Genomic DNA, 22,721 nt, shown 5'->3' with positions numbered 1-22,721 from the left:
TCTTACCGGAAGCCTGCCCGGACTTGTCATGGTTGGCATTAGCTAAGCGGTTGGGGGGCTGGCTCGCGGAGGATATTTTTCTCCTCCACCGCATCCGCCAGCATTTCGGCGGTAATGGCTGACAGTGTCCAGCCTAGATGGCCGTGGCCGGTGTTATAGAAAACAGTCGGTAAACGGCCAGGTCCAACTTTGGGCAGCATATTAGGTAGCATCGGCCGCAGGCCTGCCCAGGGCACTACGCGTTGGGTGCTCACGCCAGGGAAACACTCTTCTACCCAGCGAACCAGCGGTTGAATGCGGTCGTTGCGTATATCGCGATTCGCGCCGTTAAATTCAGCGGTGCCAGCCACGCGGAAGCGGTTGAGCCCCAAGCGGCTGGTTACCAACTTGGTTTCATCGTCTAGCAGGCTGACGGTTGGCGCGGCTTGCTGAGAGGTCTCGTCATCTAGCTGTACGGTGATGGAGTAGCCTTTTACGGGATAGATATTAACGCGATCGCCTAATTTGGCGGCAATGGCGCGGCTGCCGGTCCCCGCACAAACTACCACGCTGTCAAACCGTTGGCTCATGCTGTTGTTATCTACCGTGGCGCTTACCCAAGCCCCATTCTCGTCAGCACCAATATCGTCAATATGGTGGCCATAGTTAAGCTGCACGCCACGCTTGGCGGCTGCTTGAGCAAGGCCGTTGGTATATTTATGGATATCGCCAGTGGCGTCGCTTTCGGTATAGAAACCGCCATAGTAACTACCTGCCAGGGTTGGCTCGATGGCGCGCATTTCATCCGGCGTGACCGATCTGCGTTCAAGGCCGCCTTTCGCTAACAACTGCGACACGCGCGAGGCGTGATCAAAGCCAGCTTTGTCGCGGTAGATATGCAGAATGCCTTGCTGTTTAAGATCAAAATCAATCTGCTCGTCTTTCGCCCACTGGAATAAGTGTTCTCGGGCAGCAATCGCTAACCGAGTGGTTTCCGTGGTGTTGTCGGCATAACGGGGAATGGCGGCGATGAACTCTGCAAACCAACTGAGTTTGTGCCAACTAGGGCGAGGGTTGACCAGGAGCGGCGCGTCGTTTTTTAGCATCCAGCGCAGGCCTTTAAGCACCGTCGGCCAGTGGTTCCACACTTCAGCATTCGAGGCCGACAGCTGCCCGCCGTTGGCAAAAGATGTTTCCATCGCCGCATAGCGGTGTTTTTCAAAAACAGTCACATCAAAGCCGCGCTTTGCCAGAGCATAAGCACTTGTAATACCGGTGATCCCACCGCCAATAATAGCAATGCGTTGCATGTGTCTCTCCAGATTGTATGAGCGTCAAGCGATACCCCTAGCAACATTGGCTAGGCGTACCCCTTCCGTCATGGAACCTGAGAGATTCACGCATCTTGAGGAGGCGCTTGCTCCTTCGGTGGGCTGAGTGACGCAGTCATCAGCCGCTCTTCGGAAAGTGTTAGTAATTACTGTTCTAGTAAATACCGTAACAATAGCGGTCCGGTGGCCTGAGAGTTTCCGGGGTCGTTGCTCCTTCGGCGCTGGTGGCTAGCACCAGTCTCTCCCGCTATTGCGTTGACAACGTTGTAACGCGTCAGTCGAAAAAGTGAAATAGGGTAAACGTCTTAAGGGGGGGACGCAAAGACGCAAAAGAGAGGAGCACGCTGCTTAATGGGCATGCTTTGCAATAGCGTGGTTTTAACTGACAATATCGAAAACCTTTTAGCGATGGAAATAACGCATGCAGGCAAACGGATTTTTTGATGGTGTAGGCGAAGCGATTGGCGATGCTATTCGCGTGATGGTGGAGTTTTTATTGGGCTTCTTCACCAACTTTTTCGGCGCGTTTGATGACTTTATTGATGGTCTAACCCGCTCTCTGGGTATCAATGCGTCGTTCTTTAGCATTCTGGTGTTGGTAATTGGCTTGTGGCTGTTATGGCGCGGCTTTCGAGCGCTGCTACGAGGCTCCTTACTAGGAGCCATCGTGCGTATTGTGCTGGCGCTGTTTATCCTGTCGTGGCTAATGATGTAGAGAGGGCGAGCGCCCTTGAGTCAGTTTCATTAGATAAGTGATCAATTATCATTTGCTTATTTGGTGCATTTTGCCATCATCTGCACTCTTTTTGTGCAGAGGGGGAGCAATGAAAGCTTATCTTGGCAAGATGCGAGGAGAGCCAACGGCGCGCCGCCCCGTCGGCTGGAAAGATGCCTGCTGGTCATGGCTGGGCGCTTTTACTGGTATGGCCGTTATATGCTGGCTAAGCGCCGCTTGGCTCTCGCAGCAGTTATTAATCGTGGGCTCCTTTGGGGCAACGTCGGTGTTGGTTTATGCAGCGCCTGAAAGCCCGTTTGCCCAGCCAAGCCATGTACTGTTTGGCAGTGTTTTGTCGGCGCTGGTGGGGGTGGGGTGCTACCAATTGCTGGGGGCAACGCCTATCTCGATGGCACTAGCGGTGTCGCTTTCCATACTGGTGATGCAACTGACACACACCGTGCATCCGCCGGGGGCTGCCGCTGCGCTGATTGCGGTAGCAGGTGGGGCGAGTGTCCACAAACTGGGCTGGTGGTATCCGCTGATCCCCATTGGCGCTGGGTGCGTGGTCATGCTGGTAGTGGCCATTTTGGTGAATAATTTAGCGCGCCACCGCCGTTATCCACGTTATTGGTAGCGGTGTAGCTGCTCCTCAATGGCGAAAACGTGCGCATCGTCTGTGCCTAATTCGCGTAACGCCTGGGCTAAGTTCAGTAAGTAAGCTTTATTCGAGCCGCTCGGGCCATGGGAATGGGCAATTTGGTGTGCAATATCATCCAACGATGCCTCGCCCAGAAAGGCTGGGTTATCTTCAGTAGCTAAGTAAATTAGCCCTTCCGTTGTTGCCTTTGCCGCCTGCACATTGCCACGCTGCGCTAGAAAAGTGAGCGGCACTTTTTCACGCAGGTAGCCGTTCTTTTCACGTACATCTAGCGGTGCCAGCACGTCGGGTGTAATGCGGTACGCCATGCCGTGACATACTTCCCCTTGGGCACGAATCAGCGTAGCGACGCGCCCCGGTGCGTCCGGCGTGCCACGATGATCGTGAGAGCCTTGCCAAAAACGTCGCGCCCAGCCGGTAATGTAGGCGGGCTGTCGTTCCAAGTAGGCAAAGTCGGCCTTCCAGATCAGCGAGCCATAACCAAAAAGCCAGATATCGGTATGGCCATCGAAGAAGTTTCTTTGCTGGTTCAGGGCGGTAGTATCAAACATCGCTATCAAGCATCATGAGTACGGTACATCGGTTAAAGCGCTCATCTTATCATGCCTTTAGTGATTACTTACTTGACCATTTCCGGAGACCGACATGCGCGCTATTTTTCTCGTCGATAACGGCTCATTACGGCCTCAGGCAACCCACAACCTGCGCCGCGCGGCATCTGCGCTCAGCCAGCAGTTAGGCGAAACCGTGCAGGCGGCTTCCTTGCTGCACTCTAATAAAATCCCTCCTGAAGAGGTTGACGGCATCCCCGCGATGACTCTGGGCCCGGCTGCTGAGCGCAGTGCCGAGAATGGGGCGACAGAGATCATTGTGCTGCCGTTCTTCTTTGGCCCAAGCAAAGCACTGACGGGCTACTTGCCAGAGCGCATGGCAGCACTGCAGGCGCGTTTTCCCCAGGTGAGCGTTCGTGTGGCCCAGCCGCTGGTGGATGAGCGGGGCAATAATGACCTGCGCTTAGCCAAACTGCTGGCCGACAACGTGCGCGATAAGCATCAAGCGGGAACGACGCCGCATGTAGCGCTGGTCGATCATGGCAGCCCGATTCCTGAAGTGACCGCCGTGCGCAACCGCTTGGCGGGACAGCTTAGTGTACTGCTTGGTGATGACGTGGCTTGTGTGGCGGCTGCCTCGATGGAACGCCGTGAAGGTGACGAATATCGCTTTAACGAGCCGCTGTTGGAGCATTTATTGGATACGCCGGAGTTCCAATCAGGCCCGGTCATCTTAGCGATGTTGTTTCTCTCGCCTGGGCGTCATGCGGGGGAAGGTGGCGATATCGCCGAGATTTGTGCCGCCGCTGAACAGCGCCACCCAGGTTTGAGTGTGACAACCACCGCGCTGGTTGGCGAACACCCTGACATCGTCGCGATACTGCACGCACGGCTGCGCCAAGCACTTGATGGTGAACGTTTTCTACTCGAACTTCCGGCTACGCTAGACAATGCTCACTAGGTGGGAGGTGTAACGCTGCCCAAAGGCGCGTAGAATCGCGAGCCTTTGAATGCGCAATTACACTGTTAACCAGGGCTCACATCTTGATCGCAACCGCCAATATCACCATGCAGTTTGGGGCCAAGCCCCTGTTTGAAAATGTCTCCGTCAAATTTAATAACGGCAATCGCTACGGTTTGATTGGCGCCAATGGTTGCGGTAAGTCCACCTTTATGAAAATTTTGGGTGGCGAGCTTGAGCCTTCTTCCGGGCAGGTCATGCTGGATAGCAGCACGCGGCTGGGTAAGCTACGCCAGGATCAGTTTGCCTATGAGAACGAGCGGGTCATCGATACCGTCATCATGGGGAACGCTGAACTGTGGAAAGTAGCCGCCGAGCGCGAACGGATTTATTCTTTGCCAGAAATGAGTGAAGCCGACGGCATGGCGGTGGCCGACTTGGAAGTACGCTTTGCTGAGCTTGACGGCTATACCGCTGAGTCTCGCGCCGGGGAGCTACTGTTGGGGCTAGGTATTCCCATTGAACAGCACACCGGCCCGATGAGCGAAGTTGCTCCCGGCTGGAAACTGCGTGTGCTGCTGGCCCAAGCACTGTTTTCCGACCCGGATGTGCTGCTGCTCGATGAGCCGACTAACCACCTGGATATCAATACTATCCGCTGGCTGGAAGATATTCTCAAAGCGCGCAGCAGTACCATGATTATCATCTCCCACGACCGCCACTTCCTGAACAGTGTGTGTACGCACATGGCGGATCTGGATTACGGGGAAATTACCCTGTTCCCCGGCAACTACGACGACTACATGACTGCCGCCACTGCTGCCCGCGAGCGCCAGCACTCGGATAACGCCAAGAAAAAAGCCCAAATTGCCGAGCTTCAGCAGTTTGTTAGCCGCTTCTCGGCCAACGCCTCCAAAGCCAAACAGGCCACTTCACGGGCGCGCCAGATCGATAAAATCAAGCTGGAAGATATCAAGCCTTCGAGCCGGGTTAGCCCGTTTATCCGCTTTGAGCAGAATAAAAAGATCCACCGCAATGCCGTGAATGTTGATGCCATTACCAAAGGCTACGACGATGAGAAGCCGCTCTTCGAGCGTTTCTCGATGACCGTAGAAGCGGGTGAGCGCATTGCTATTATCGGCCCCAACGGCATTGGTAAAACCACCCTGCTGAAAACCCTGGCGGGTGATTTACACCCCGATGCCGGTGAAGTGAAGTGGACCGATGCGGCGGAAGTTGGCATGTTTGGCCAAGACCACACCGACGACTTTCCTGTTGATGCCACGCTCTTCGAGTGGATGAGCCAGTGGACCAAAGGCGGTGAGCAAGTGGTGCGCGGCGCGTTGGGTCGGATGCTGTTTTCCAGCGACGATATTGGTAAATCGGTGAAGGTCATTTCCGGTGGCGAGCAGGGGCGCATGCTGTTTGGCAAGCTAACGCTCACCAACCCGAACGTGCTGCTAATGGATGAGCCGACCAACCACCTGGATATGGAATCGATTGAGGCGCTGAACTTAGCGCTGGAGAACTACCCAGGCACGCTGATATTTGTCAGCCACGACCGCGAGTTTGTTTCCTCGCTGGCCACGCGCATTATCGATATGCAGCCCGAGGGCCTTGTCGACTTTAGCGGCAGCTACGACGACTACCTGCGTAGTCAAGGCGTTGTTTGATCGCTAACCGATCAACCAATAATGTGTGTGTAAGTCGACTCTGAGGCGGGTTGCTGCTCGGCATCGAGTAAGTTGCCGCTAAAGGTTTCGTTTAGCTCTTTGGCGAGCTCTACATAAACGTACATCTGCTGATTGCGACGTTTATGTAGCGGCGGCTTAACCAGCAAGCTAATCCCACGAATGGGTTCGTGGGTCTCGCCTTGCAGTAGGTCGGGCATTTCTCCAGGTGGAAAGGCGTTGGCGATTGTGATTGGGTTCGAGGGTTGTTTGCCTTTGATAAAGAAAACCTTTTTGACCGCATCATAGCTGGCTTCTTTTCCCCGTAGCCATTCGGTCAGGCGTTCGTCTGTCGTCGCATCGGGGTGAGAAAAAATCACAAACAGAGAGTGCTGCTTTACTTTCGCTGTGCGCTTGGCGGGCACCGGTTCTTCTGGTTCAGGCGAAGGGGGCTGTGGTTCTGCTTTAGGTGCTGGCGGCGGCGTGGCGGCCTTTGCTTTGGCGCGGCGTTGTTTGGGAATAACCACATAAACGAAAATAGCCGCAGCCACGACCCCCAGCACTAATGAAGCAATAGCGAGCAAGAACGGAAGTGAAGTGGTGTCCATCTCATTGAGTCCTATCTGTCGGCGCTTAGGCCCTATTATTTAGTCGTAAAATAGCGGCATTCAGTGTTAACGCAAGCGCCACCCAAAGACAAGGAAGCATACCAGTAGAGTGAACCGCGAGCTGAGCATGCACCACCTGTATATAAAAACTAAAGAATCAACAGCCTAGCAGCGTTTTGGCGTGTTCAGATATAAAAAAGCACCACCTAAGTGATGCTTTTCATTCATAAGGGTTCGGCTTAACAAGCAATCTAGCCAATACGATCGTAGCCGTTAGCCATAAACGGGTAATCGGTGTAGCCCTTTTCATCACCGCCGTAGAACGTTTCATGGTTCGGCTCGGTAAGGGGGGCATTCACTCGGAAGCGTTCCGGCAAGTCGGGGTTAGCGATATAAGGGCGGCCAAAGGCTACGGCATCGGCGGTGTTTTGATTAATGCGTGACTCCGCGCGTTCTGCGTCGTAGTTGCCGCAGTAAATCAGGCTGCCGTTAAAGCGCTTGCGCATTTGCTCACGAAAGCCGTCAGGAAAAGTGATATCGCCACCGATCCAGTTAGGCTCGTTTAAATGCAGATAGGCTAAGCCGCGTTTGGACAATTGTTCCGCCAGATAGAAAGCCATGGCTTCAGGTTCATCATCGGTCAGGCCGAACAGTTCGATAAAGGGCGTCAAGCGAATGCCCACACGCTGTGCACCGAAAACTTCAATTACCGCATCGACCACCTCTAGCGGGAAGCGGGCGCGGTTTTCCAACGAGCCGCCGTACTGGTCGGTGCGCTGGTTGGTACCGGTGGCCAGGAACTGGTTAAGCAGGTAGGCGTTAGCCGCGTGGACTTCCACCATGTCGAAGCCTGCGCGTTTGGCGCGAACAGCGGCTTGGCGGTAGTCATCAACAATGCCGGGGATCTCATCGGTTTCCAGTGCCCGGGGCGTGCTGGTAGGGTGCTGGCCAGCAGTGCCGTCTTCAAATTCAACAAAGCACTGAGCGCCTTCGCCTTTTAACGCGCTAGGGGCAACAGGCTGTTGGCCATTCGGTTGCACCATTTCATGGGATACACGCCCAACGTGCCACAGCTGCAGCGCGATACGGCCACCTTTGGCATGCACCGCATCCACCACGCCTTTCCAGCCCGCTTCTTGTTCATCCGTCCAGATGCCTGGCGTATACACATAACCCTTCGCAGTAGGGGAGATGTTGGTTGCTTCACTAATAATCAGACCTGCGCCTGCCCGCTGACCGTAATAGGCTTCCTGCAGGGTGCCCGGCACGCTATCTGGAGTGCGCGAGCGTGTCAGCGGCGCCATGATGACTCGGTTTGGGATCGACAAACTGCCTAACTGAAGAGGGGTGAAAAGCGTTTCATACGCCATGAGCAAACTCCTTTTGGAAGCGGTCAATTAAATCGTGGCGAACAGAATAGACCAGTTTACTAGTAAATGCTAACTCAGTAATTGCTAGCCGCTACGGCGCAGTCATGGGATAAGATTTTTGAAGGAAAAACAAACCCCCGGCAACGCAATAAACCGGGGTATAGGTAAAGGGTTGCTTAGGCTCTCTGCCAAGGCCAGCGGCGCTTGGCTGGTGTGTTGATTTGCTCAATAGCGTTGGTCAGCGCCAGCATGATGGCACTTAACTGGCGGTGGCAAACGGCGCTGCTCAGCACGCCGGGGCACTGCTTGAGGAGTAAGTCACACTGCTGTGAGGCAATGAATATTTGCTCGGTGACGGGAGGGGCGAAGAGCGGCTTCGCTTGCTGGCTGCAGCGGGTTAGTTCCCGTGACAGTAGGGTGAGCATGCTGGTGTCTAGCCAGCAGGGCAGCGGGTCGTCTAGCCGACCGGCAATCGAGTGTTGCACTGCTTCGAAAGAGGTGCGTAGAAAAATAAACGTTTGGCGAAGCTGGCGCTGTTCACTAGTCATGGTACTTATCCATAGTACTTACTCTTAGTACTTATCCATAGAACTTACTCATAGAGCTCATTCATAGTACTTATCGTTACCTCAACTGATCGTCACCTCAGTTAAATGAGATCATGAAAAGATAGTGTTTCTCATTTGCATCTTTAGTGACGATAGCGCTGGTTAATCGTACTGTCAATCTTGGGCTATCAATGCGGTTATCTATTCGCTACTTATCCATTGCCTGATAGAGCTGCCAATCGTTGTTAGTGAGTGGCTCGGCGCCGTGTTGAGTGACCACTACGGTATCACTGATGCCTACGCCCCACTGGCCAGGAACGCGTAAACAGAGCGGTAAGTGGAAGACCATGTTCTCTTCGAAGGGACGATGCAGGCCTTGGGCAATATAGCCGGTGCCTTCAACCCAACTAGGAGGGAACTGCGCACCCACAGCGTAGCCAAATACCCCCGAGAAGAACAGTTGATCACGGGTAGGTGCCAGCAGTGCATCCGCTGCCTTCGCGGCATCATCAAAGGTGTTGCCTGGTTTCATATGGCTGCACAGGGTTTCGAACAGCGAGCGGCACAAGTCGCGGGTGGCGGTTAATTCGGCGCTAGGTTTTCCAGTCACCGCTGTGCGCATCATCGGCGCGGTATAGCGCTGGTAAGCGGCGCCAAATTCTAAAAATATCGGTTCATTGGGCTGTATGACGCGACGCTTGTGGTTCACGTGAATCACGCCGATGCGGTGTCCGCTGGTCACGATAGGCTGCAAGCTCATAAACTCGCTACCGTTTTCTAGCAGTGCTTTAGCGCCGATGGCCGCAATATCGTTATCGGTCATGCCAGGGCGAATAGCGGCCATCGCAGCCTCTAAACCTGCCGCAGTGATTCGTGCACTTTCGCTGAGCATTTCAAGTTCGGCGCTACTTTTAACAATACGAATCGTATCGAGCAGATCACCTGCTTCACAGAAGCGCTCTTTACCTACTGAGCGGGCCAGCGCGTCCATCACGCCCACTCGCAAACCGCTGCTCCAGCCATCAATGCCAATTTGCTCGCAAGCAGTGAGTAAGTCCGCGAGCGGCGTGATGATTTCATCCAGGTTTTCCCATCGGTAACCAATGATTTCGTCGACACGGGCGGTGACCACTGCCGCCCCTGTTTCAATGGATGCCACCTGCAGTACCAGTTGTGTAGGTGTGCACACTAAGCAGGCGTGAACCGATACCTCGAAGGTGTGGTAGCCGGTTAAGTAGTTAATGTCGGCAGGGTCGGTGAGCAGTAATGCATCCAGTCCGCGTTGTGCCATTGCATGGCGCACTTTGTCTAGGCGCGTTTGGTATTCGGCAGGTGCAAAGGGCAACTCACTTTGGGCAAGCGTCTCGGCAAGGGCTGTGCGGTAGTGTTGATAATCCATAGCGGTCTCCGGTGGGGGCTATGGTGAGTATAGGCAGCTGCTCTAGCGTTACACCGCTGTGGTTATCAACGCTAGCAATAGTAGCGAGTTGTGCCTCAATCGTACCCGGTAATAAGACGCGCACAGGAAGCACGTGGCCTCGCCCTCAATGGGAGCGGTGCATAAAAACGTGCGGTGATTATTTTCAGCGTGATGAGCGTGTGTTTTATGTCCGAGTGTTGCTTTTTTAATAACATTTGTCTTGTGGGGAAAGGTGTTATTCGCCTCTATAAGCCCATTTAATGCTGTTGCTTGCGCATTTGTACGTCGGTCTATATGATCAAATTGGTTAAAATAATCAACAAAAGGAAGGTGGCAAATGCAACCTCAAGCGTCTTCTGGTCATGTCGCGTCTTACTACGCGGCATCGTCAAACTCCACATCTCAAAGGCCCATGCTGGAGGGGGATGTTGAATGTGATGTCTGTGTCGTGGGGGCTGGCTTTACGGGCATCTCTGCAGCACTACATTTGGCGGAGCGTGGTCATCGGGTAGTGGTGCTGGAAAGCGTGGCGATTGGCTTTGGGGCGTCCGGGCGCAACGGTGGCCAGATCGTTAATAGCTATAGCCGTGATATGGATGTTATTGAGAAACAAAACGGCGCTGAAACCGCTCGGGCGCTGGGTGCAATGGCATTTGAGGGTAACCAGATTATCCGTCAGCGCATTGAAAAGTATCAGATCGACTGCGACCTAAAAGAAGGCAACTTATTTGCCGCTTGTAACAAGAAGCAGTGGGAAGGCTTAAAGGAGCAAAAAGCCTTATGGGAGCGTTACGGCCATCAGAAACTTGAGCTGTTGGAAGGTGAAGAGGTCAGACGAGAAATAGGCAGCGATCGTTATGTGGGGGCATTGGTAGATCACTCTGGGGGGCATCTTCATCCTCTCAATTTGGTGCTGGGGCAGGCGGCGGCGTTGGAGTCGTTGGGTGGCAAGATTTTTGAGCACTCCCCCGTGACTCGCGTAGAGCATGGTGAGCCGGTGACGCTGCATACGCCCAAGGGTCGCGTGACTGCTCAACGGGTCGTTATGGCTGGCAATGCCTATTTGCAAGGGTTGCTACCCAAGCTGGAAAGCAAGGCAATGCCGTGCGGCACCCAGATTATTACCACTGAGCCGCTGTCTGCAGAGTCAGCAGCACGATTACTACCTAACGATAAAGCGGTAGAGGATTGTAATTATCTCTTGGATTACTACCGCCTGACCGCCGATAACCGTTTGCTGTATGGCGGCGGGGTGAACTATGGCGGTCAGGAGTCCGCGAGTATTGAGGCAGCTATTCGGCCAAAGATGCTGGCTACTTTTCCTGAACTTGGCGATGTGCGCGTCGATTACGCCTGGAGTGGTAACTTTTTGCTGACACTTAACCGCCTGCCGCAGTTTGGCCGCATTAATAGCAACGTTTACTACGCTCAGGGGTATTCTGGCCACGGGGTGACGTGCTCTCATTTGGCTGGCAAGTTAGTGGCAGAAACGATCAGTGGTGAAGAGACGCGTTTTGAAGCGTTTGCACAGATTTCCCATCTGCCAATGCCCGGTGGACGGCTGTTACGTGTGCCGCTTTCTGCCATGGGAGCGTGGTTCTACGCCATGCGTGACCGGCTGGCGGTTTAGCGCCGATTAGTTTGGTGATTGCTCGGAAACGGGCTGGCGAATACATTCGTCAGCCCGTTTTTTATTTGCCACGGATGCTCACAGATAACACGGCATAAAAAGCTAATAGAAGGACAGGGGGCAGCATAAGACAGGCAGAAGCAATAAGAGAGACGCCGAGCAGCGCCTCTCTCTATTCTCTTGGTGGGTTCTATTGGTGGTTTATCAGCTTATACGTGGCGCAGGTACCAGTCATACTCCATGGCACTAACTTCGCGCATGGTTTCGGCGCGCTCTGCTTGGCGGTTGGCAATGAACACTTCAATAAAGTCTTCGCCAAGCTGTTCGCCAAGTACACGGTTGTTGCTTAACAGGTGCAGCGCTTGGGTCCAGCTGTTAGTTAGCTGGGGTGCGATTTGGTCATAGGCGTTGCCGATGATTGGCTCCGCAGGTGTAGTCTGCTGAGTTAGGCCATGGTGGATAGAGGCCAGTACGGTGGCTAGTAACAGGTAGGGATTAACATCGGCACCCGCTACGCGGTGTTCTATGCGCCGCGCTTCTTTTGGCCCGGCGGGAACGCGTATGGCCACAGAGCGGTTATCGTATCCCCAGGTAGGTGCCAAGGGCACATAGAGTCCTTCCTGAAAACGGCGGAACGAGTTTAGGTTGGGAGCCAGCAGTGCCATGGAGTCTGGCATCAGCTCCAGCAGTCCTCCTACGGCGTGTTGCAGTGCGGTGCTCTCCAGCGGATCGTCGCCGTTTTCGGCAAAGATATTGTGTCCGTTGCTATCTACCAGACTGACGTGAACATGGGTGCCGCTACCCGCTTCTAAGCCGTAAGGCTTGGCCATAAAGGTAGCTTCAAAGCCGTGCTTTAATGCAACGCCCTTGATCAATCGCTTGAGTAGTACCGAGTGGTCGCAGGCGCTTAACGCATCATCTGTGTGAATCAGATTGGCTTCAAACTGGCCGGGTGCACACTCTTTCAATACCGTATCCAGCGGCAAGCCTTGCGCCTGGGCGGCACTCTGCAAGTCATTGATAAACTCAGCGTACTCGTCTAGCTCAAGCACCGAATACAGCTGACTTTGAGTGGCTCGCTCGCCGCTGCAGGGGGACTGCGGTGGCTGAATCAAGTTTTCTTCGTCGCGTAAACGATCAACCAGATAAAACTCTAACTCAAGGGCGACGACAGGGGTTAAACCACGCTCGGAGAACTGCTCAAGAATGCGCCGCAGAATCTGGCGAGGATCGGCAAAAAAAGGCGCGCCGTCCATCTCCTCCATGGTCATCAATAGCTGGCCATACTGGTTGTTATTCATCCAGGTGACCGGATTGAGCGTGCCGGGAATGGCGCGACATACGCGGTCGCCGTCGCCGCTGGAAAGCCCCAGCCCCGTCTCTTCAACGGTGTTGCCATTGATGTCCAACGCAAATACCGAAGCAGGCAAATAAATGCCTTTTTCAAACACTTTGCCAAGGTTATCGCTAGGGATACGTTTACCACGAATGACACCGTTAAGATCACTGATTAACAGGTCAATGCTGGTGATCTCTGGGTGATTGTCAAGAAAGTCCGAGGCTACGTTTTGAGCGTCTGTGTTATTGGCAGAGGACATACGTTGTACCTTATTTTTATGCCGTTTTAGTTGTGTTTCTGCTAACAGTATCCTTGCTTCGGCAGCCGCTTGTGTCAAATATTTAATAACAAAAATAGTGTCATTATTTTTTGTCGGTAACAGATGTGTTTTTTAATTCTTTGTTTATCAATGATTTAATATGTTTTTTCATAAAAATACTATTTTGCTATTGGAAAATAAAACAAGCCACGCTATGTTGAAGTGACTGTTGAATAAAACATAACAACTGACAAAGTGGTTTGACTATGCAAGCAACGCATTCCCCACGCCCACTGGTGGGTGTTATCGCCTGCTGCCGAGAAGTGGAAGGCCATCCCGCGCAGATAGTGACCGATAAATTCCTGCAGGCGCTTTACCACTACGGCATCACGCCGGTGATTCTTCCTGTGTTAGCCGCCGATACATTGACGCCCGAGCAGCATGCTGAACAGGCCATTGCTCTGTTGGGCAGCCTGGATGGCTTGCTGCTAACTGGCAGTTATACCAACGTCGCTCCTGACCGCTATGGTGCAGAACGCGCCCCAGAGAATACCCGTGCTGACGCACGGCGAGATGAAGCGGCACTTTGCTGGGTGCACGAGGCATTACGTCAGGCGTTGCCTCTATTTGGCATTTGTCGCGGCTTTCAGGAAATGAATGTCGCCTTTGGAGGCACCCTTCATCAGGCAGTTCAAACGCTACCAGGCATGCTCGATCATCGTGAGCCGCCCGCTGACGACATGGCGGGCCATTATGCGCCCTCTCATACGGTAAAGATCCGCCCGGATGGCGCCCTGGCGGCGCTCTATAGCAGCGAGCATGCTGAGGTGAATTCACTGCACCAGCAGGGGATTGATCAGCTTGCACCAGGTCTGGATGCAGAAGCCTGGGCACCTGATGGATTAGTTGAAGCGATTTCGGTGCGCGACGCGGCTGCGTTCGCCCTGGCTGTGCAGTGGCATCCGGAGTGGCGTCCTAAAGAACATCCTTTCTATGACGCACTATTTCAGGGGTTTGCGGCGGCCTGCCGTCAGCATCGTACCCAACGCGCCGCCCAGCCAGTTAATAGCTGAATGCTTGTTGCAACGACTTGAACAGGAGCCGACCTATGCAGACCCAGGACTATCAGGCGTTGGATCGCCAACACCACCTTCATCCATTCACTGACTTTAAATCACTTGGCGAAGAGGGTAGCCGCATCATCACCCACGCCGATGGGGTATACATTTACGACAGCCAAGGCAATCGTATTCTTGATGGTATGGCGGGTCTTTGGTGCGTCAATCTCGGCTACGGCCGGCAAGAGTTGGTGGATGCCGCCAGCGAGCAGATGCAGCAGTTGCCGTATTACAACAACTTCTTTAAAACCACCCATCCTCCGGCAGTAAAGCTGGCCGCTAAGCTGAGTGAGCTGGCACCCGAGCATATCAATCATGTGTTCTTCACGGGTTCCGGGTCTGAAGCCAACGATACCGTGCTGCGCATGGTGCGGCGCTACTGGGCGATCAAAGGCAAGCCGGAGAAGCAATGGGTCATCTCGCGTGAAAATGGTTATCACGGCTCTACTGTCGCGGGCATGAGCCTTGGTGGCATGGCGCCGATGCATGATCAAGGTGGCCCGTGTGTGCCGGGGATTAGCCATATTTGCCAGCCTTACTGGTTTGGTGAAGGGCGCGACATGAGTCAGGAAGCCTTTGGCAAGCAGTGTGCCCAAGCGTTAGAAGAGCAAATTCTGGCGTTAGGTGAAGACAAAGTGGCGGCGTTTATTGCTGAGCCGGTGCAGGGTGCAGGCGGTGCAATCATTCCGCCGGACAGCTATTGGCCAGCGGTGAAAGAGGTGTTGGCCAAGTACGATATTCTGTTGATTGCCGATGAAGTGATTTGCGGGTTCGGGCGTTTAGGCGAGTGGTTTGGCAGTACTCACTATGGCTTACAACCTGACCTGATGCCGATTGCCAAAGGGTTGTCGTCGGGCTATCTGCCCATTGGCGCGGTGCTGGTGGGAGATCGCGTGGCCGATACGCTGATCGAAGACGGCGGTGAGTTCTTCCACGGTTTTACTTATTCCGGCCACCCTGTGTGTGCAGCGGTTGCGCTTAAAAACCTCGAATTGCTGGAAAGTGAACGGGTAGTCGAGAAAGTCCGCGATGAATTGGGGCCCTATCTGGCTAAGCGTTGGCAGGAACTGGCTGAGCATCCGTTAGTGGGTGAAGCCCGTTCGTTGGGCTTGATTGGGGCACTAGAGCTGGTCGCCGACAAGCGCACCGGTGAACGCTTCGATAAGTCTCTTTCCGCGGGCAACTTGTGTCGTGATTTGTGCTTTGAGCATGGCCTGGTGATGCGCTCAGTGGGCGATACGATGGTGATGTCTCCGCCGCTAATTATCACTCGCGATGAAATCGATGAATTGGTCAGTAAGGCACGTTTGGCGTTGGATAAAACCGCTGAAAAGCTGGCGATAACACACCCTATGGAGAGTGCATAATGGCGGCAGATACACCGAAAACCCTCGCCGACTGGCAATCAAAAGCCGCATCACTGAGCTTTGAAACGCGCGCTTTCATTAATGGTGAGTTTGTCGCTGCCGCTGATGGTAGCACGCTGAGCAGTATCAACCCTGCCACCGGACATGTTCTTGCTGAGGTGGCCAGCTGCGATGCGCAAGAGGCTGAGCTTGCAACGCAAGCAGCCCGTGCAACCTTTGAAAGTGGTGTCTGGTCGCGTTGCCACCCGAGTAAGCGTAAGCGGGTGCTACTGCGTCTAGCCGAGCTGGTAGAGACACACCGCGATGAACTGGCGCTGTTAGATACGTTGGACATGGGCAAGCCGATTTCCAGTTCGCTAGGTGACTTGGCAGGCACCGTCGCCTGTCTGCGCTATCAAGCGGAGTGTATCGACAAGCTTTACGGTGAAGTGGCTCCTACTGGAGATCGTGCGCTAGGGTTGGTGCTGCGCGAGCCAATGGGCGTTATCGCTGCCATTGTGCCGTGGAATTTCCCACTAATGATGACGTCGTGGAAGATTGCTCCGGCACTGGCGGCAGGCAACAGCGTCATTCTCAAACCGTCGGAAAAATCACCTTTGTCAGCGCTGCGCTTGGCCTACCTTGCCAAGGAAGCGGGTATTCCCGATGGCGTCTTTCAGGTGCTGCCAGGGTACGGCCATACGGTGGGCAAGGCTCTGGCACTTTCCATGCAGGTTGATGGTCTGGCGTTTACCGGCTCCACCGGTGTGGGTAAACAGCTGATGCAGTACGCGGGACAATCCAACTTGAAACGCGTGTTTCTGGAGTGCGGTGGCAAAAGCCCCAACATCGTTTTTGCCGACTGCCAACACCTTGATTCCGTCGCCCAAAGCGCTGCGGAAGCTATTTTCCACAACCAAGGCGAAGTCTGTATTGCCGGTTCGCGCCTGCTGGTGGAAAACAGCATTCGCAAAGATTTTGTGGCTCGCGTAGTGAAAGCTGCTGAGCACATGCAGCCGGGAGACCCGCTCGATCCGGGTAGCTTCATGGGTGCCATGGTTGATGAAGCGCAGTACCAACGAGTACTGGCGTATATTCGCCAAGGCGAAAGCGAAGGCGCCACCCTGAAACTGGGCGGCGAGCCTAGCGATTCCAATGGGTATTTCCTGCCGCCTACGGTCTTCGATGATGTGACTCCCGAAATGCGTATTGGCCGCGAAGAAATATTTGGCCCTGTGCTGAGTGTGTTTGGGTTCGACAGCGAAGAGCAAGCCATTGCTCTGGCCAATGACAGCGACTACGGCCTTGCTGCCGGCGTTTGGAGTCAAGATATTGACCGCATCATGCGGGTCTCTCGGCGGCTGCAATCCGGTCAGGTCTATGTGAATAACTGGGCCGGTATCGATCAGACCGTTCCCTTCGGCGGTGTTAAGCAGTCGGGCAATGGACGCGATAAATCGCTTCACGCGCAGGAGAAATACTGTGAAGTGAAGACGGTATGGATGTCGCTTAGCCCTTAAAACATCTTTACCACGTATTGATTTGAGTCATCCACAGCGCCAGACGCCGCCGTATAAGCGGTGGCTCTGGCCATGGCTTCCCTGTGCCTGAGCGCCGTATCAGAAAGGTAATAACAATCTCTGCGATGGTCTCTGCAATGGTCTCAGCGATGACCAGCACAACGGTTTCTAACGCGGTTACATCACTATCAACACCAACAACAAGCAAATGCTGAGTGAGGACATTATGTCGACCGACACCACTGTTAAGGAAGATCAGGAAATACCACGGCCAAGTTTAAAAGCGACCATGATCCCCATTGTGTTTATGGCAGCATCTTTGGGCGTATTTATTGGCTACTTCGAAACGGATCCGCACTTGCCGCTGTTTTTAAGTGCGATTGTGGCAACGGCGGTGGCCCTTGCGACGGGTAGCCGCTGGAAAAAGCTTGAAGCGGGCATCATGCGCTCTATTGGCCTGACGACTCAGGCGATTGTCATTCTGATCATTATCGGCACCATTATTGGCTACTGGATTGCTGGTGGGATTGTGCCCACGATGATCTATTACGGCCTGAGCATTCTGGCACCTGATTACTTTTTGGTCGCGGCGTGCTTAATTTGCTGTTTGGTATCGTTGGCTGGTGGCAATGCCTGGACGGCGGCCGGCACCATTGGTATCGCCTTGATGGGCGTCGGTGAAGGGCTAGGCCTTAACCCGGCCATGGTCGCGGGAGCTGTGATCTCCGGCGTGTATTTTGGTGACAAGATTTCTCCGCTTTCCGAAACCACCAATATGGCGCCAGGTGTGGTTGGTGTCGATCTGTTTGAACACATTCGCTATATGCTATACACCACGGTTCCTGCGTTAGCGGTTGCTCTGGTGCTTTACACCATTATTGGCCTGAACATGACGCCTTCCGGTGATGGCGCGGCACAGGTAAACGAGTTACAGCAGAGCCTCAATGAGCTGTTTATCATTAGCCCCTGGCTGCTACTGGTGCCAGCGGCCGTCATCGTGATGATGATTAAGAAAGTACCTGCCATTCCGGCACTTTCTATCGGTTCGCTGATGGGAATTGTCTGTGCAATTGTGGTTCAGGGCGTCCCGTTAGGCGATAGCTTTACTATTTTTGTGGAAGGCTACGCGGTAGACACTGGAAACGTTACGGTGGACGACCTGCTAACCAACGGCGGCGTTAGCGCCATGATGTGGACGGTTTCGCTGATCATTATCGCGATGAGTTTTGGCGGGATTCTTGAGTCAGCAGGGTTCTTTCGCACCATCGTGGAAAGTCTGCTCAAACTGGCCAAGACTACTGGCAGCCTGATTGCTACCACAGTGGCAACATCGATGGCCGCTAACGTCGTAGGTTGCGATCAGTATCTCAGTATTATTCTGCCTGCCCGTATGTATGCCAGCGAGTACAAACGTCGCTCGCTCAAACTGAAAAACCTGTCTCGCACAGTGGAGGATGCTGGCACCATGACATCACCACTGGTGCCCTGGAATACCTGCGGTGCCTTTATGTTTGCCACGCTTGGGGTCAGTGCCTTTAGCTACGCGCCCTACGCCTTTCTGGCGCTGCTGAGCCCGATGTTCGCGATTATTTATGGCTTTACCGGCTTCCGTATCGCCTATGAAGATGGAGCGAAAACGGCAAGCGCCGACTCGGAGTTGGCGGGAGTTCGTAGCGCCTGAACGGAACATGATGATTGAGGCTGATCAAGACGATTATTTTTTCATAACGCCACGTTAATTGAGAGCTTGCCCCACAGCCGTGGGTTTTTTTTTGCGCTATTATGTGCCCGTCAATAGACCGTCAACGTAATTTAATTTACTTATTGATAGGGAGTGAAAAAAGCATGTCGGATGACGTGGGTGCGAGCTTGCGCTCCTTGCGCAAGCAGCGAGGGATTTCGCAGCGTGAACTGGCAAAGTTGTGTGGGGTTACCCACTCAAGTCTTTCGCTAATAGAGCAAGGAAAAGTTAGCCCATCAGTCAGTTCCCTGAAGAAAATCCTAAACGCATTCTCTATGAGCGTCGGTGATTTTTTTACGATGGATCTTGATAGTCAGGAGCAGATTTTCTATTCGGCGGATGACTTGGTTGATATCGCATCCGGTGATATTTCCTTCAAGCTTGTCGGGGCAAATCGGCCTAACCGTGCGCTGGCGTTTATGGTGGAGCGATATCTGCCGGGTGCGGACACTGGGCAAGCCATGATTACTCACTACGGTGAAGAGGCTGGCTTTGTTGTAGAAGGCGAGATCGAAATCATTGTGGGCAGCACCGCCAGGCGCTTAGGGCCGGGGGAGTCTTATTATTTCAAGACAAGCGTTCCGCATCGTTTCCGAAATATTAGTGATGCCCCCTGCAAGATAATTAGCTGCGCTACGCCCGGTAAGGCGTTCTGATATTACTGGTTTGTATTGTGCGGCAATTGTCGCAGTAATGATGTTGTGCACATAGCTTGGGCACTGCCCAACGTTAGCGGGTGAGTAGAAAGAGCCCTTGCAGGAAATAGAAACCCCCAATACCGGTCACGATCCAGCGCGTCCAGGTGCGGAAGTTGGCATCAGTGAGGCGCTGCAAAATACGGTTGCCGGTGTGGGTGCCAAAGATCGCAAACGGCGCTGCTAGCAGCACAATACCCCATTCGCTGGTGCTAAGCGCCATGGCTGCGCCCAGATAAAAGAGAATCTTGATGCTGTGAGCCACCACCTGAATCATCGCCTTGGTGGATACCACTTGTCGTCGATCCATTTGGGAGCGCACAAACAAGATATCAATCAGTGGCCCAGAAACCCCCGCCGCAATGGTAAGGCTCCCAGCGGCAATGCCACAACCTAGCGCGTGGCTGGCGCGATTAGCATCTAAGTGAAACCAACGTTTGGGAATCCATACAAGTATTGGCATTAAGCCAATTAATAGGGAAACCGTCGCGGTATTGGGGCTATAGCTGAACAGCAGCAGCAAAGCTGCGGCGATCAATACGCCCAATGTCATCAGCATAACAATTCGCCAGACGATAAAGCGTCGCGACAACCATGCTCGTGATCCGTTAGACGTGAGTTGAATGACCCCGTGTACGGCCATGGCAGTCCCTGCAGGAAACATGATCAGCAGAAACCACAGCAGTACCAAGCCGCCCGCCATGCCAAATACGCCAGACAGCATCGATGTCAAAAACACGACACTAATTAAGGCCAAGCCACTCATTAGAGACATGGGTGGAGCCCTTAACTACGACAAAACGGCCAGACCTGATAAAACTTGCGGCACTTAAACTCTGCTTCGCAAGCGTTGAGCTGCGCTTGATAACGGTTAGCGCGGGCAGCCACTTGGCTGCCTGCACGCAGCACGTGGGGTTTACTGCGATAGGAGCCTCGCTGATAGCCACCTGCGCCTTCATGGTAAGCGTAGTAAAGGTGTTCAGGGTTACTCAGCGAGATACCTGCCTGCTGCTGAGAACGGCGGTTATACCAGCCAATAAAATCCGTAGCGTGCTTCATATGGGTTCGGCGGGCAAACAGACTGCCCGCTTGATCCTCATACTCCTCCCAAACGGGGTCTTGGGCTTGGGCATAGCCTTTGGCGGAGGAGGGGCGTGGGCCGGGAATAAAGCCTAGGTAATATTTGCGGTCCGGGCGCACATGGCTGCGAAATGAAGACTCCTGCTGAATAAATGACATCTGTGTGGCAATCGGTGTGCCCCATTTCTCTTCGGATTCCCGAGCATAGTCATACCAGCTTGGCTGCTCACGAAAGATTTCACAGATATTGCTCTGATCTTCCGGCGGGCTAGGTGCAAAAATTGCGCAGCCTGAAACTGCCAGCACGGCGCACAGCACCATCAATAGGCGAAGCGTTGAGAGAAGCACCGAATTATCAACAGGGTGGCGCATGGCAAAATCCTTGTGAATAAGTTTTTTTTACTAGGCATACAGTGTGATGCTCAACACGGTCTAAGCCTACCTCGCCTAGCGAAGTAGTAACTCTAAACAGCGGCGCAGCCGTTGGGCTTCACGCACTAATGTCTCTCCCGATAGCATGCCCACGCCCATTACCAATCCTGTCCGTGGGTCCTTGTCAGCGCACACGGGGCTTAGCGGGCGAACAATTAAGTGTTCTTTGAGCAGTGCTTGGGCAAGTGCTACATCATTAACCCCAGGCTCAAACTCAACGCACAAGCTAATCGCGCTAGTCGGGGGGGACACATTGCGTACTTTGGGTAGTGAGCTAAGCTGGTCGTGCAGCACCTGCTGACGGCCTAGATAGTCGCGCTGGATGCGGCGACACCAGGCGTCTAAGTCACCATCAAAAATAAACTGCGCTAATACCGCTTGATCAAGCATACGGCCTTCGCGAAACAACTCGCTGCGTAGGCGGTTCATTGGACCTGCCAAATGGCGTGGCACCACCAAATAACCAAGCCGCAGGCCGGGAAACATCATTTTAGAGAATGAGCCTACCAGTAAATGGCGTTCCGAGTTGGGATCAAACAGCAGGTTAGTGTGATCGTCGCGGGTGAATTCGTAATCGTCTTCAACGATGTAGGTGGGCGATAACGCATCGCAAAACTGCTGCTTATGAGCAGCGCGTGTGGGTACGCTGAGCGGGTAGTGATGAGAGCCGGTCAAATATGCGAGCGCAATATTACCGGTCGTCTGCGGTAACTCATGCCCACTATCGGAATACCAAGGCAGCATCTCAATCGAAAGCCCTGTTGCAGTGAATACATTGCGTGCCCCCCAATAACAGGGCGATTCCATCGCCACGGTATCGCCCACATCGGCCAATGCCATGGCGCATAGCTCAATACCGTTATGGGTACCATCGGTGATGATGATCTGCTCAATATCGCAATGAATATTGCGCCAGCGCGCCAGAAACTCACGGATTGCACGCTTAAGCGGCCCATAGCCACCGGTAGAGTAAGAGAGCAGTAAGGCATTTTGCGGCACGGTGACGCTGGCATACAGCTGACGCCACTTGCGCATTGGAAACTGGGCGATATCCGGTATGCCAGGCACAAAGGCACCGCTTTGAACGGTGCTGGCGCCAGGCCAACGCAACACTTGTTGAGCGCGTTTTGAAAGTTGAACGCTGGTTGATGTGGTCGCGACAGAAGTTTCCTTCTTACAACTCCAAGTGCCCTTGCCATGAAACGTCGTTAGTAGGCCTTCTTCAATGAGCGAGGCTATGGCACGGGACAGTGTGTGTCGCGCAACGCCCAACGTTAATGCCAACTGACGGTGCGACGGCAATCGAGTTTGGTTTGGCCACGCCTTAGTAACCGCCTGCCTCAATGCCTGCTCCAGTCGTACTTGTTTGCTTAAACGCTCAGGTTGCTGGGCATAGTGTTTTACAAGCTGCTGTAACACGTCCTGGCGGTCCATTCACATCCTCTTATTGTCATGATGCTCCCCGTTTAGATAGTAAAACAGAAAAGTGGTCTGGTTGAACGCGAAAGTGGTGCATTCGTTCACCAGCGCATTACTGCTAGCGTGCATACCATGTTGCAGATCAGGAGAAGATCATGAGCTTTATCGAACAGTGGTTACACGATGCAGTACCCACCCTGGTGGGTGGCGAGTGGCGCAAGGGTCAACAGACCTTTGCCGTCGATAACCCCGCAACCGGCGAGACGATTGCCCGGGCTGCCGACTTAGGCGCTGATGACGCCCGCGATGCGGTGGCCGCAGCGTATGC

Annotated in this window: 20 protein-coding genes and 2 riboswitches; of the genes, 10 read left to right on the top strand and 10 right to left on the bottom strand. The window is 53.7% G+C overall.

What is annotated here, in order from left to right; translation table 11 throughout:
• Window positions 1–38 precede the first annotated feature (38 nt).
• Window positions 39–1,289, bottom strand: coding sequence for a D-amino acid dehydrogenase (locus INT19_RS01900; RefSeq protein WP_193059506.1), 1,251 nt, complete (start codon window positions 1,287–1,289; stop codon window positions 39–41).
• Between the two features lie 55 nt (window positions 1,290–1,344).
• Window positions 1,345–1,453: riboswitch (glycine riboswitch) on the bottom strand.
• Between the two features lie 23 nt (window positions 1,454–1,476).
• Window positions 1,477–1,567: riboswitch (glycine riboswitch) on the bottom strand.
• Between the two features lie 164 nt (window positions 1,568–1,731).
• Between INT19_RS01900 and INT19_RS01895 the strand changes: the two genes are divergently transcribed.
• Complete coding sequence (locus INT19_RS01895) at window positions 1,732–2,025, top strand: hypothetical protein (RefSeq protein ID WP_193059505.1); 294 nt, start codon at window positions 1,732–1,734, stop codon at window positions 2,023–2,025.
• Window positions 2,026–2,134: 109 nt separating this feature from the next.
• Window positions 2,135–2,662: an HPP family protein gene (locus INT19_RS01890; RefSeq protein ID WP_193059504.1), complete on the top strand. Its 528-nt coding sequence runs from the start codon at window positions 2,135–2,137 to the stop codon at window positions 2,660–2,662.
• Here INT19_RS01890 and INT19_RS01885 read toward each other — a convergent pair.
• Complete coding sequence (locus INT19_RS01885; RefSeq protein ID WP_038478724.1) at window positions 2,653–3,237, bottom strand: gamma-glutamylcyclotransferase; 585 nt, start codon at window positions 3,235–3,237, stop codon at window positions 2,653–2,655. The genes INT19_RS01890 and INT19_RS01885 overlap by 10 nt on opposite strands.
• A 94-nt stretch (window positions 3,238–3,331) precedes the next feature.
• Here INT19_RS01885 and INT19_RS01880 point away from each other — a divergent pair, with 94 nt between their 5' ends.
• Together INT19_RS01880 and INT19_RS01875 are read left to right on the top strand one after the other, a co-directional pair.
• Complete coding sequence (locus tag INT19_RS01880; RefSeq protein ID WP_193059503.1) at window positions 3,332–4,198, top strand: sirohydrochlorin chelatase; 867 nt, start codon at window positions 3,332–3,334, stop codon at window positions 4,196–4,198.
• Between the two features lie 83 nt (window positions 4,199–4,281).
• Window positions 4,282–5,871 carry an ABC-F family ATPase gene (locus INT19_RS01875; RefSeq protein WP_193059502.1) on the top strand — a complete coding sequence of 530 codons (1,590 nt, stop codon included), beginning with the start codon at window positions 4,282–4,284 and terminating at the stop codon, window positions 5,869–5,871.
• 11 nt (window positions 5,872–5,882) lie between these two features.
• On the opposite strand, the gene INT19_RS01870 is transcribed toward INT19_RS01875, so the two are convergent.
• The 4 genes from INT19_RS01870 to INT19_RS01855 form a co-directional block, all read right to left on the bottom strand.
• Window positions 5,883–6,476, bottom strand: coding sequence for a cell division protein ZipA C-terminal FtsZ-binding domain-containing protein (locus INT19_RS01870; RefSeq protein ID WP_089040592.1), 594 nt, complete (start codon window positions 6,474–6,476; stop codon window positions 5,883–5,885).
• 251 nt (window positions 6,477–6,727) lie between these two features.
• On the bottom strand, window positions 6,728–7,846 hold the full coding sequence (locus tag INT19_RS01865) for an alkene reductase (protein WP_193059501.1): 1,119 nt from the start codon (window positions 7,844–7,846) through the stop codon (window positions 6,728–6,730).
• A gap of 176 nt (window positions 7,847–8,022) precedes the next feature.
• Window positions 8,023–8,394, bottom strand: coding sequence for a hypothetical protein (locus INT19_RS01860; RefSeq protein ID WP_193059500.1), 372 nt, complete (start codon window positions 8,392–8,394; stop codon window positions 8,023–8,025).
• A gap of 208 nt (window positions 8,395–8,602) precedes the next feature.
• On the bottom strand, window positions 8,603–9,793 hold the full coding sequence (locus INT19_RS01855) for a M24 family metallopeptidase (protein ID WP_193059499.1): 1,191 nt from the start codon (window positions 9,791–9,793) through the stop codon (window positions 8,603–8,605).
• A 358-nt stretch (window positions 9,794–10,151) separates the two neighbouring features.
• On the opposite strand from INT19_RS01855, the gene INT19_RS01850 reads away from it, so the two are divergent.
• Entirely contained in the window at window positions 10,152–11,444 is a 1,293-nt protein-coding gene (locus INT19_RS01850) for an NAD(P)/FAD-dependent oxidoreductase (protein ID WP_193059498.1), read from the top strand.
• A 209-nt stretch (window positions 11,445–11,653) separates the two neighbouring features.
• On the opposite strand, the gene INT19_RS01845 is transcribed toward INT19_RS01850, so the two are convergent.
• Window positions 11,654–13,042 carry a glutamine synthetase family protein gene (locus INT19_RS01845; protein WP_193059497.1) on the bottom strand — a complete coding sequence of 463 codons (1,389 nt, stop codon included), beginning with the start codon at window positions 13,040–13,042 and terminating at the stop codon, window positions 11,654–11,656.
• A 266-nt stretch (window positions 13,043–13,308) separates the two neighbouring features.
• On the opposite strand from INT19_RS01845, the gene INT19_RS01840 reads away from it, so the two are divergent.
• From INT19_RS01840 to INT19_RS01820, 5 genes are all read left to right on the top strand, one after another.
• On the top strand, window positions 13,309–14,115 hold the full coding sequence (locus tag INT19_RS01840) for a gamma-glutamyl-gamma-aminobutyrate hydrolase family protein (RefSeq protein WP_038478694.1): 807 nt from the start codon (window positions 13,309–13,311) through the stop codon (window positions 14,113–14,115).
• A 35-nt stretch (window positions 14,116–14,150) separates the two neighbouring features.
• On the top strand, window positions 14,151–15,527 hold the full coding sequence (locus INT19_RS01835) for an aspartate aminotransferase family protein (protein WP_193059496.1): 1,377 nt from the start codon (window positions 14,151–14,153) through the stop codon (window positions 15,525–15,527).
• Window positions 15,527–17,026 (top strand): aldehyde dehydrogenase, encoded by a 1,500-nt coding sequence (locus tag INT19_RS01830; RefSeq protein WP_193059495.1) that lies wholly within the window; start codon window positions 15,527–15,529, stop codon window positions 17,024–17,026. The genes INT19_RS01835 and INT19_RS01830 overlap by 1 nt, the downstream gene beginning before the upstream one ends.
• 226 nt (window positions 17,027–17,252) lie before the next feature.
• The gene (gene nhaC, locus INT19_RS01825; RefSeq protein WP_193059494.1) at window positions 17,253–18,707 is read left to right on the top strand and encodes a Na+/H+ antiporter NhaC; all 1,455 of its coding nucleotides are present in this window, start codon (window positions 17,253–17,255) and stop codon (window positions 18,705–18,707) included.
• 164 nt (window positions 18,708–18,871) lie between these two features.
• Window positions 18,872–19,423 carry a cupin domain-containing protein gene (locus INT19_RS01820; RefSeq protein ID WP_051626371.1) on the top strand — a complete coding sequence of 184 codons (552 nt, stop codon included), beginning with the start codon at window positions 18,872–18,874 and terminating at the stop codon, window positions 19,421–19,423.
• Window positions 19,424–19,496: 73 nt separating this feature from the next.
• Here INT19_RS01820 and INT19_RS01815 read toward each other — a convergent pair whose 3' ends face one another.
• From INT19_RS01815 to INT19_RS01805, 3 genes are all read right to left on the bottom strand, one after another.
• Window positions 19,497–20,237 carry a TSUP family transporter gene (locus tag INT19_RS01815; RefSeq protein WP_193059493.1) on the bottom strand — a complete coding sequence of 247 codons (741 nt, stop codon included), beginning with the start codon at window positions 20,235–20,237 and terminating at the stop codon, window positions 19,497–19,499.
• A gap of 11 nt (window positions 20,238–20,248) precedes the next feature.
• Entirely contained in the window at window positions 20,249–20,914 is a 666-nt protein-coding gene (locus INT19_RS01810; protein ID WP_193059492.1) for a transglycosylase SLT domain-containing protein, read from the bottom strand.
• Window positions 20,915–20,989: 75 nt separating this feature from the next.
• Window positions 20,990–22,408 carry an aminotransferase-like domain-containing protein gene (locus INT19_RS01805; RefSeq protein ID WP_193059491.1) on the bottom strand — a complete coding sequence of 473 codons (1,419 nt, stop codon included), beginning with the start codon at window positions 22,406–22,408 and terminating at the stop codon, window positions 20,990–20,992.
• Window positions 22,409–22,721 lie beyond the last annotated feature (313 nt).

The organism is Halomonas sp. 3A7M, from assembly GCF_014897875.1.
GTDB lineage: Bacteria > Pseudomonadota > Gammaproteobacteria > Pseudomonadales > Halomonadaceae > Vreelandella.
The sequence above is the reverse complement of the archived record's forward strand: the minus strand, read 5'-3'. Positions and strand labels throughout refer to the sequence as shown.

Coding starts and splice junctions, on each gene's coding strand:
- INT19_RS01900 (WP_193059506.1), bottom strand. CDS start 1,289: ATGCAACGCATTGCTATTATTGGCGGTGGGATCACCGGTATTACAAGT.
- INT19_RS01895 (WP_193059505.1), top strand. CDS start 1,732: ATGCAGGCAAACGGATTTTTTGATGGTGTAGGCGAAGCGATTGGCGAT.
- INT19_RS01890 (WP_193059504.1), top strand. CDS start 2,135: ATGAAAGCTTATCTTGGCAAGATGCGAGGAGAGCCAACGGCGCGCCGC.
- INT19_RS01885 (WP_038478724.1), bottom strand. CDS start 3,237: ATGTTTGATACTACCGCCCTGAACCAGCAAAGAAACTTCTTCGATGGC.
- INT19_RS01880 (WP_193059503.1), top strand. CDS start 3,332: ATGCGCGCTATTTTTCTCGTCGATAACGGCTCATTACGGCCTCAGGCA.
- INT19_RS01870 (WP_089040592.1), bottom strand. CDS start 6,476: ATGGACACCACTTCACTTCCGTTCTTGCTCGCTATTGCTTCATTAGTG.
- INT19_RS01865 (WP_193059501.1), bottom strand. CDS start 7,846: ATGGCGTATGAAACGCTTTTCACCCCTCTTCAGTTAGGCAGTTTGTCG.
- INT19_RS01860 (WP_193059500.1), bottom strand. CDS start 8,394: ATGACTAGTGAACAGCGCCAGCTTCGCCAAACGTTTATTTTTCTACGC.
- INT19_RS01855 (WP_193059499.1), bottom strand. CDS start 9,793: ATGGATTATCAACACTACCGCACAGCCCTTGCCGAGACGCTTGCCCAA.
- INT19_RS01850 (WP_193059498.1), top strand. CDS start 10,152: ATGCAACCTCAAGCGTCTTCTGGTCATGTCGCGTCTTACTACGCGGCA.
- INT19_RS01845 (WP_193059497.1), bottom strand. CDS start 13,042: ATGTCCTCTGCCAATAACACAGACGCTCAAAACGTAGCCTCGGACTTT.
- INT19_RS01840 (WP_038478694.1), top strand. CDS start 13,309: ATGCAAGCAACGCATTCCCCACGCCCACTGGTGGGTGTTATCGCCTGC.
- INT19_RS01835 (WP_193059496.1), top strand. CDS start 14,151: ATGCAGACCCAGGACTATCAGGCGTTGGATCGCCAACACCACCTTCAT.
- INT19_RS01830 (WP_193059495.1), top strand. CDS start 15,527: ATGGCGGCAGATACACCGAAAACCCTCGCCGACTGGCAATCAAAAGCC.
- nhaC (WP_193059494.1), top strand. CDS start 17,253: ATGTCGACCGACACCACTGTTAAGGAAGATCAGGAAATACCACGGCCA.
- INT19_RS01820 (WP_051626371.1), top strand. CDS start 18,872: ATGTCGGATGACGTGGGTGCGAGCTTGCGCTCCTTGCGCAAGCAGCGA.
- INT19_RS01815 (WP_193059493.1), bottom strand. CDS start 20,237: ATGTCTCTAATGAGTGGCTTGGCCTTAATTAGTGTCGTGTTTTTGACA.
- INT19_RS01810 (WP_193059492.1), bottom strand. CDS start 20,914: ATGCGCCACCCTGTTGATAATTCGGTGCTTCTCTCAACGCTTCGCCTA.
- INT19_RS01805 (WP_193059491.1), bottom strand. CDS start 22,408: ATGGACCGCCAGGACGTGTTACAGCAGCTTGTAAAACACTATGCCCAG.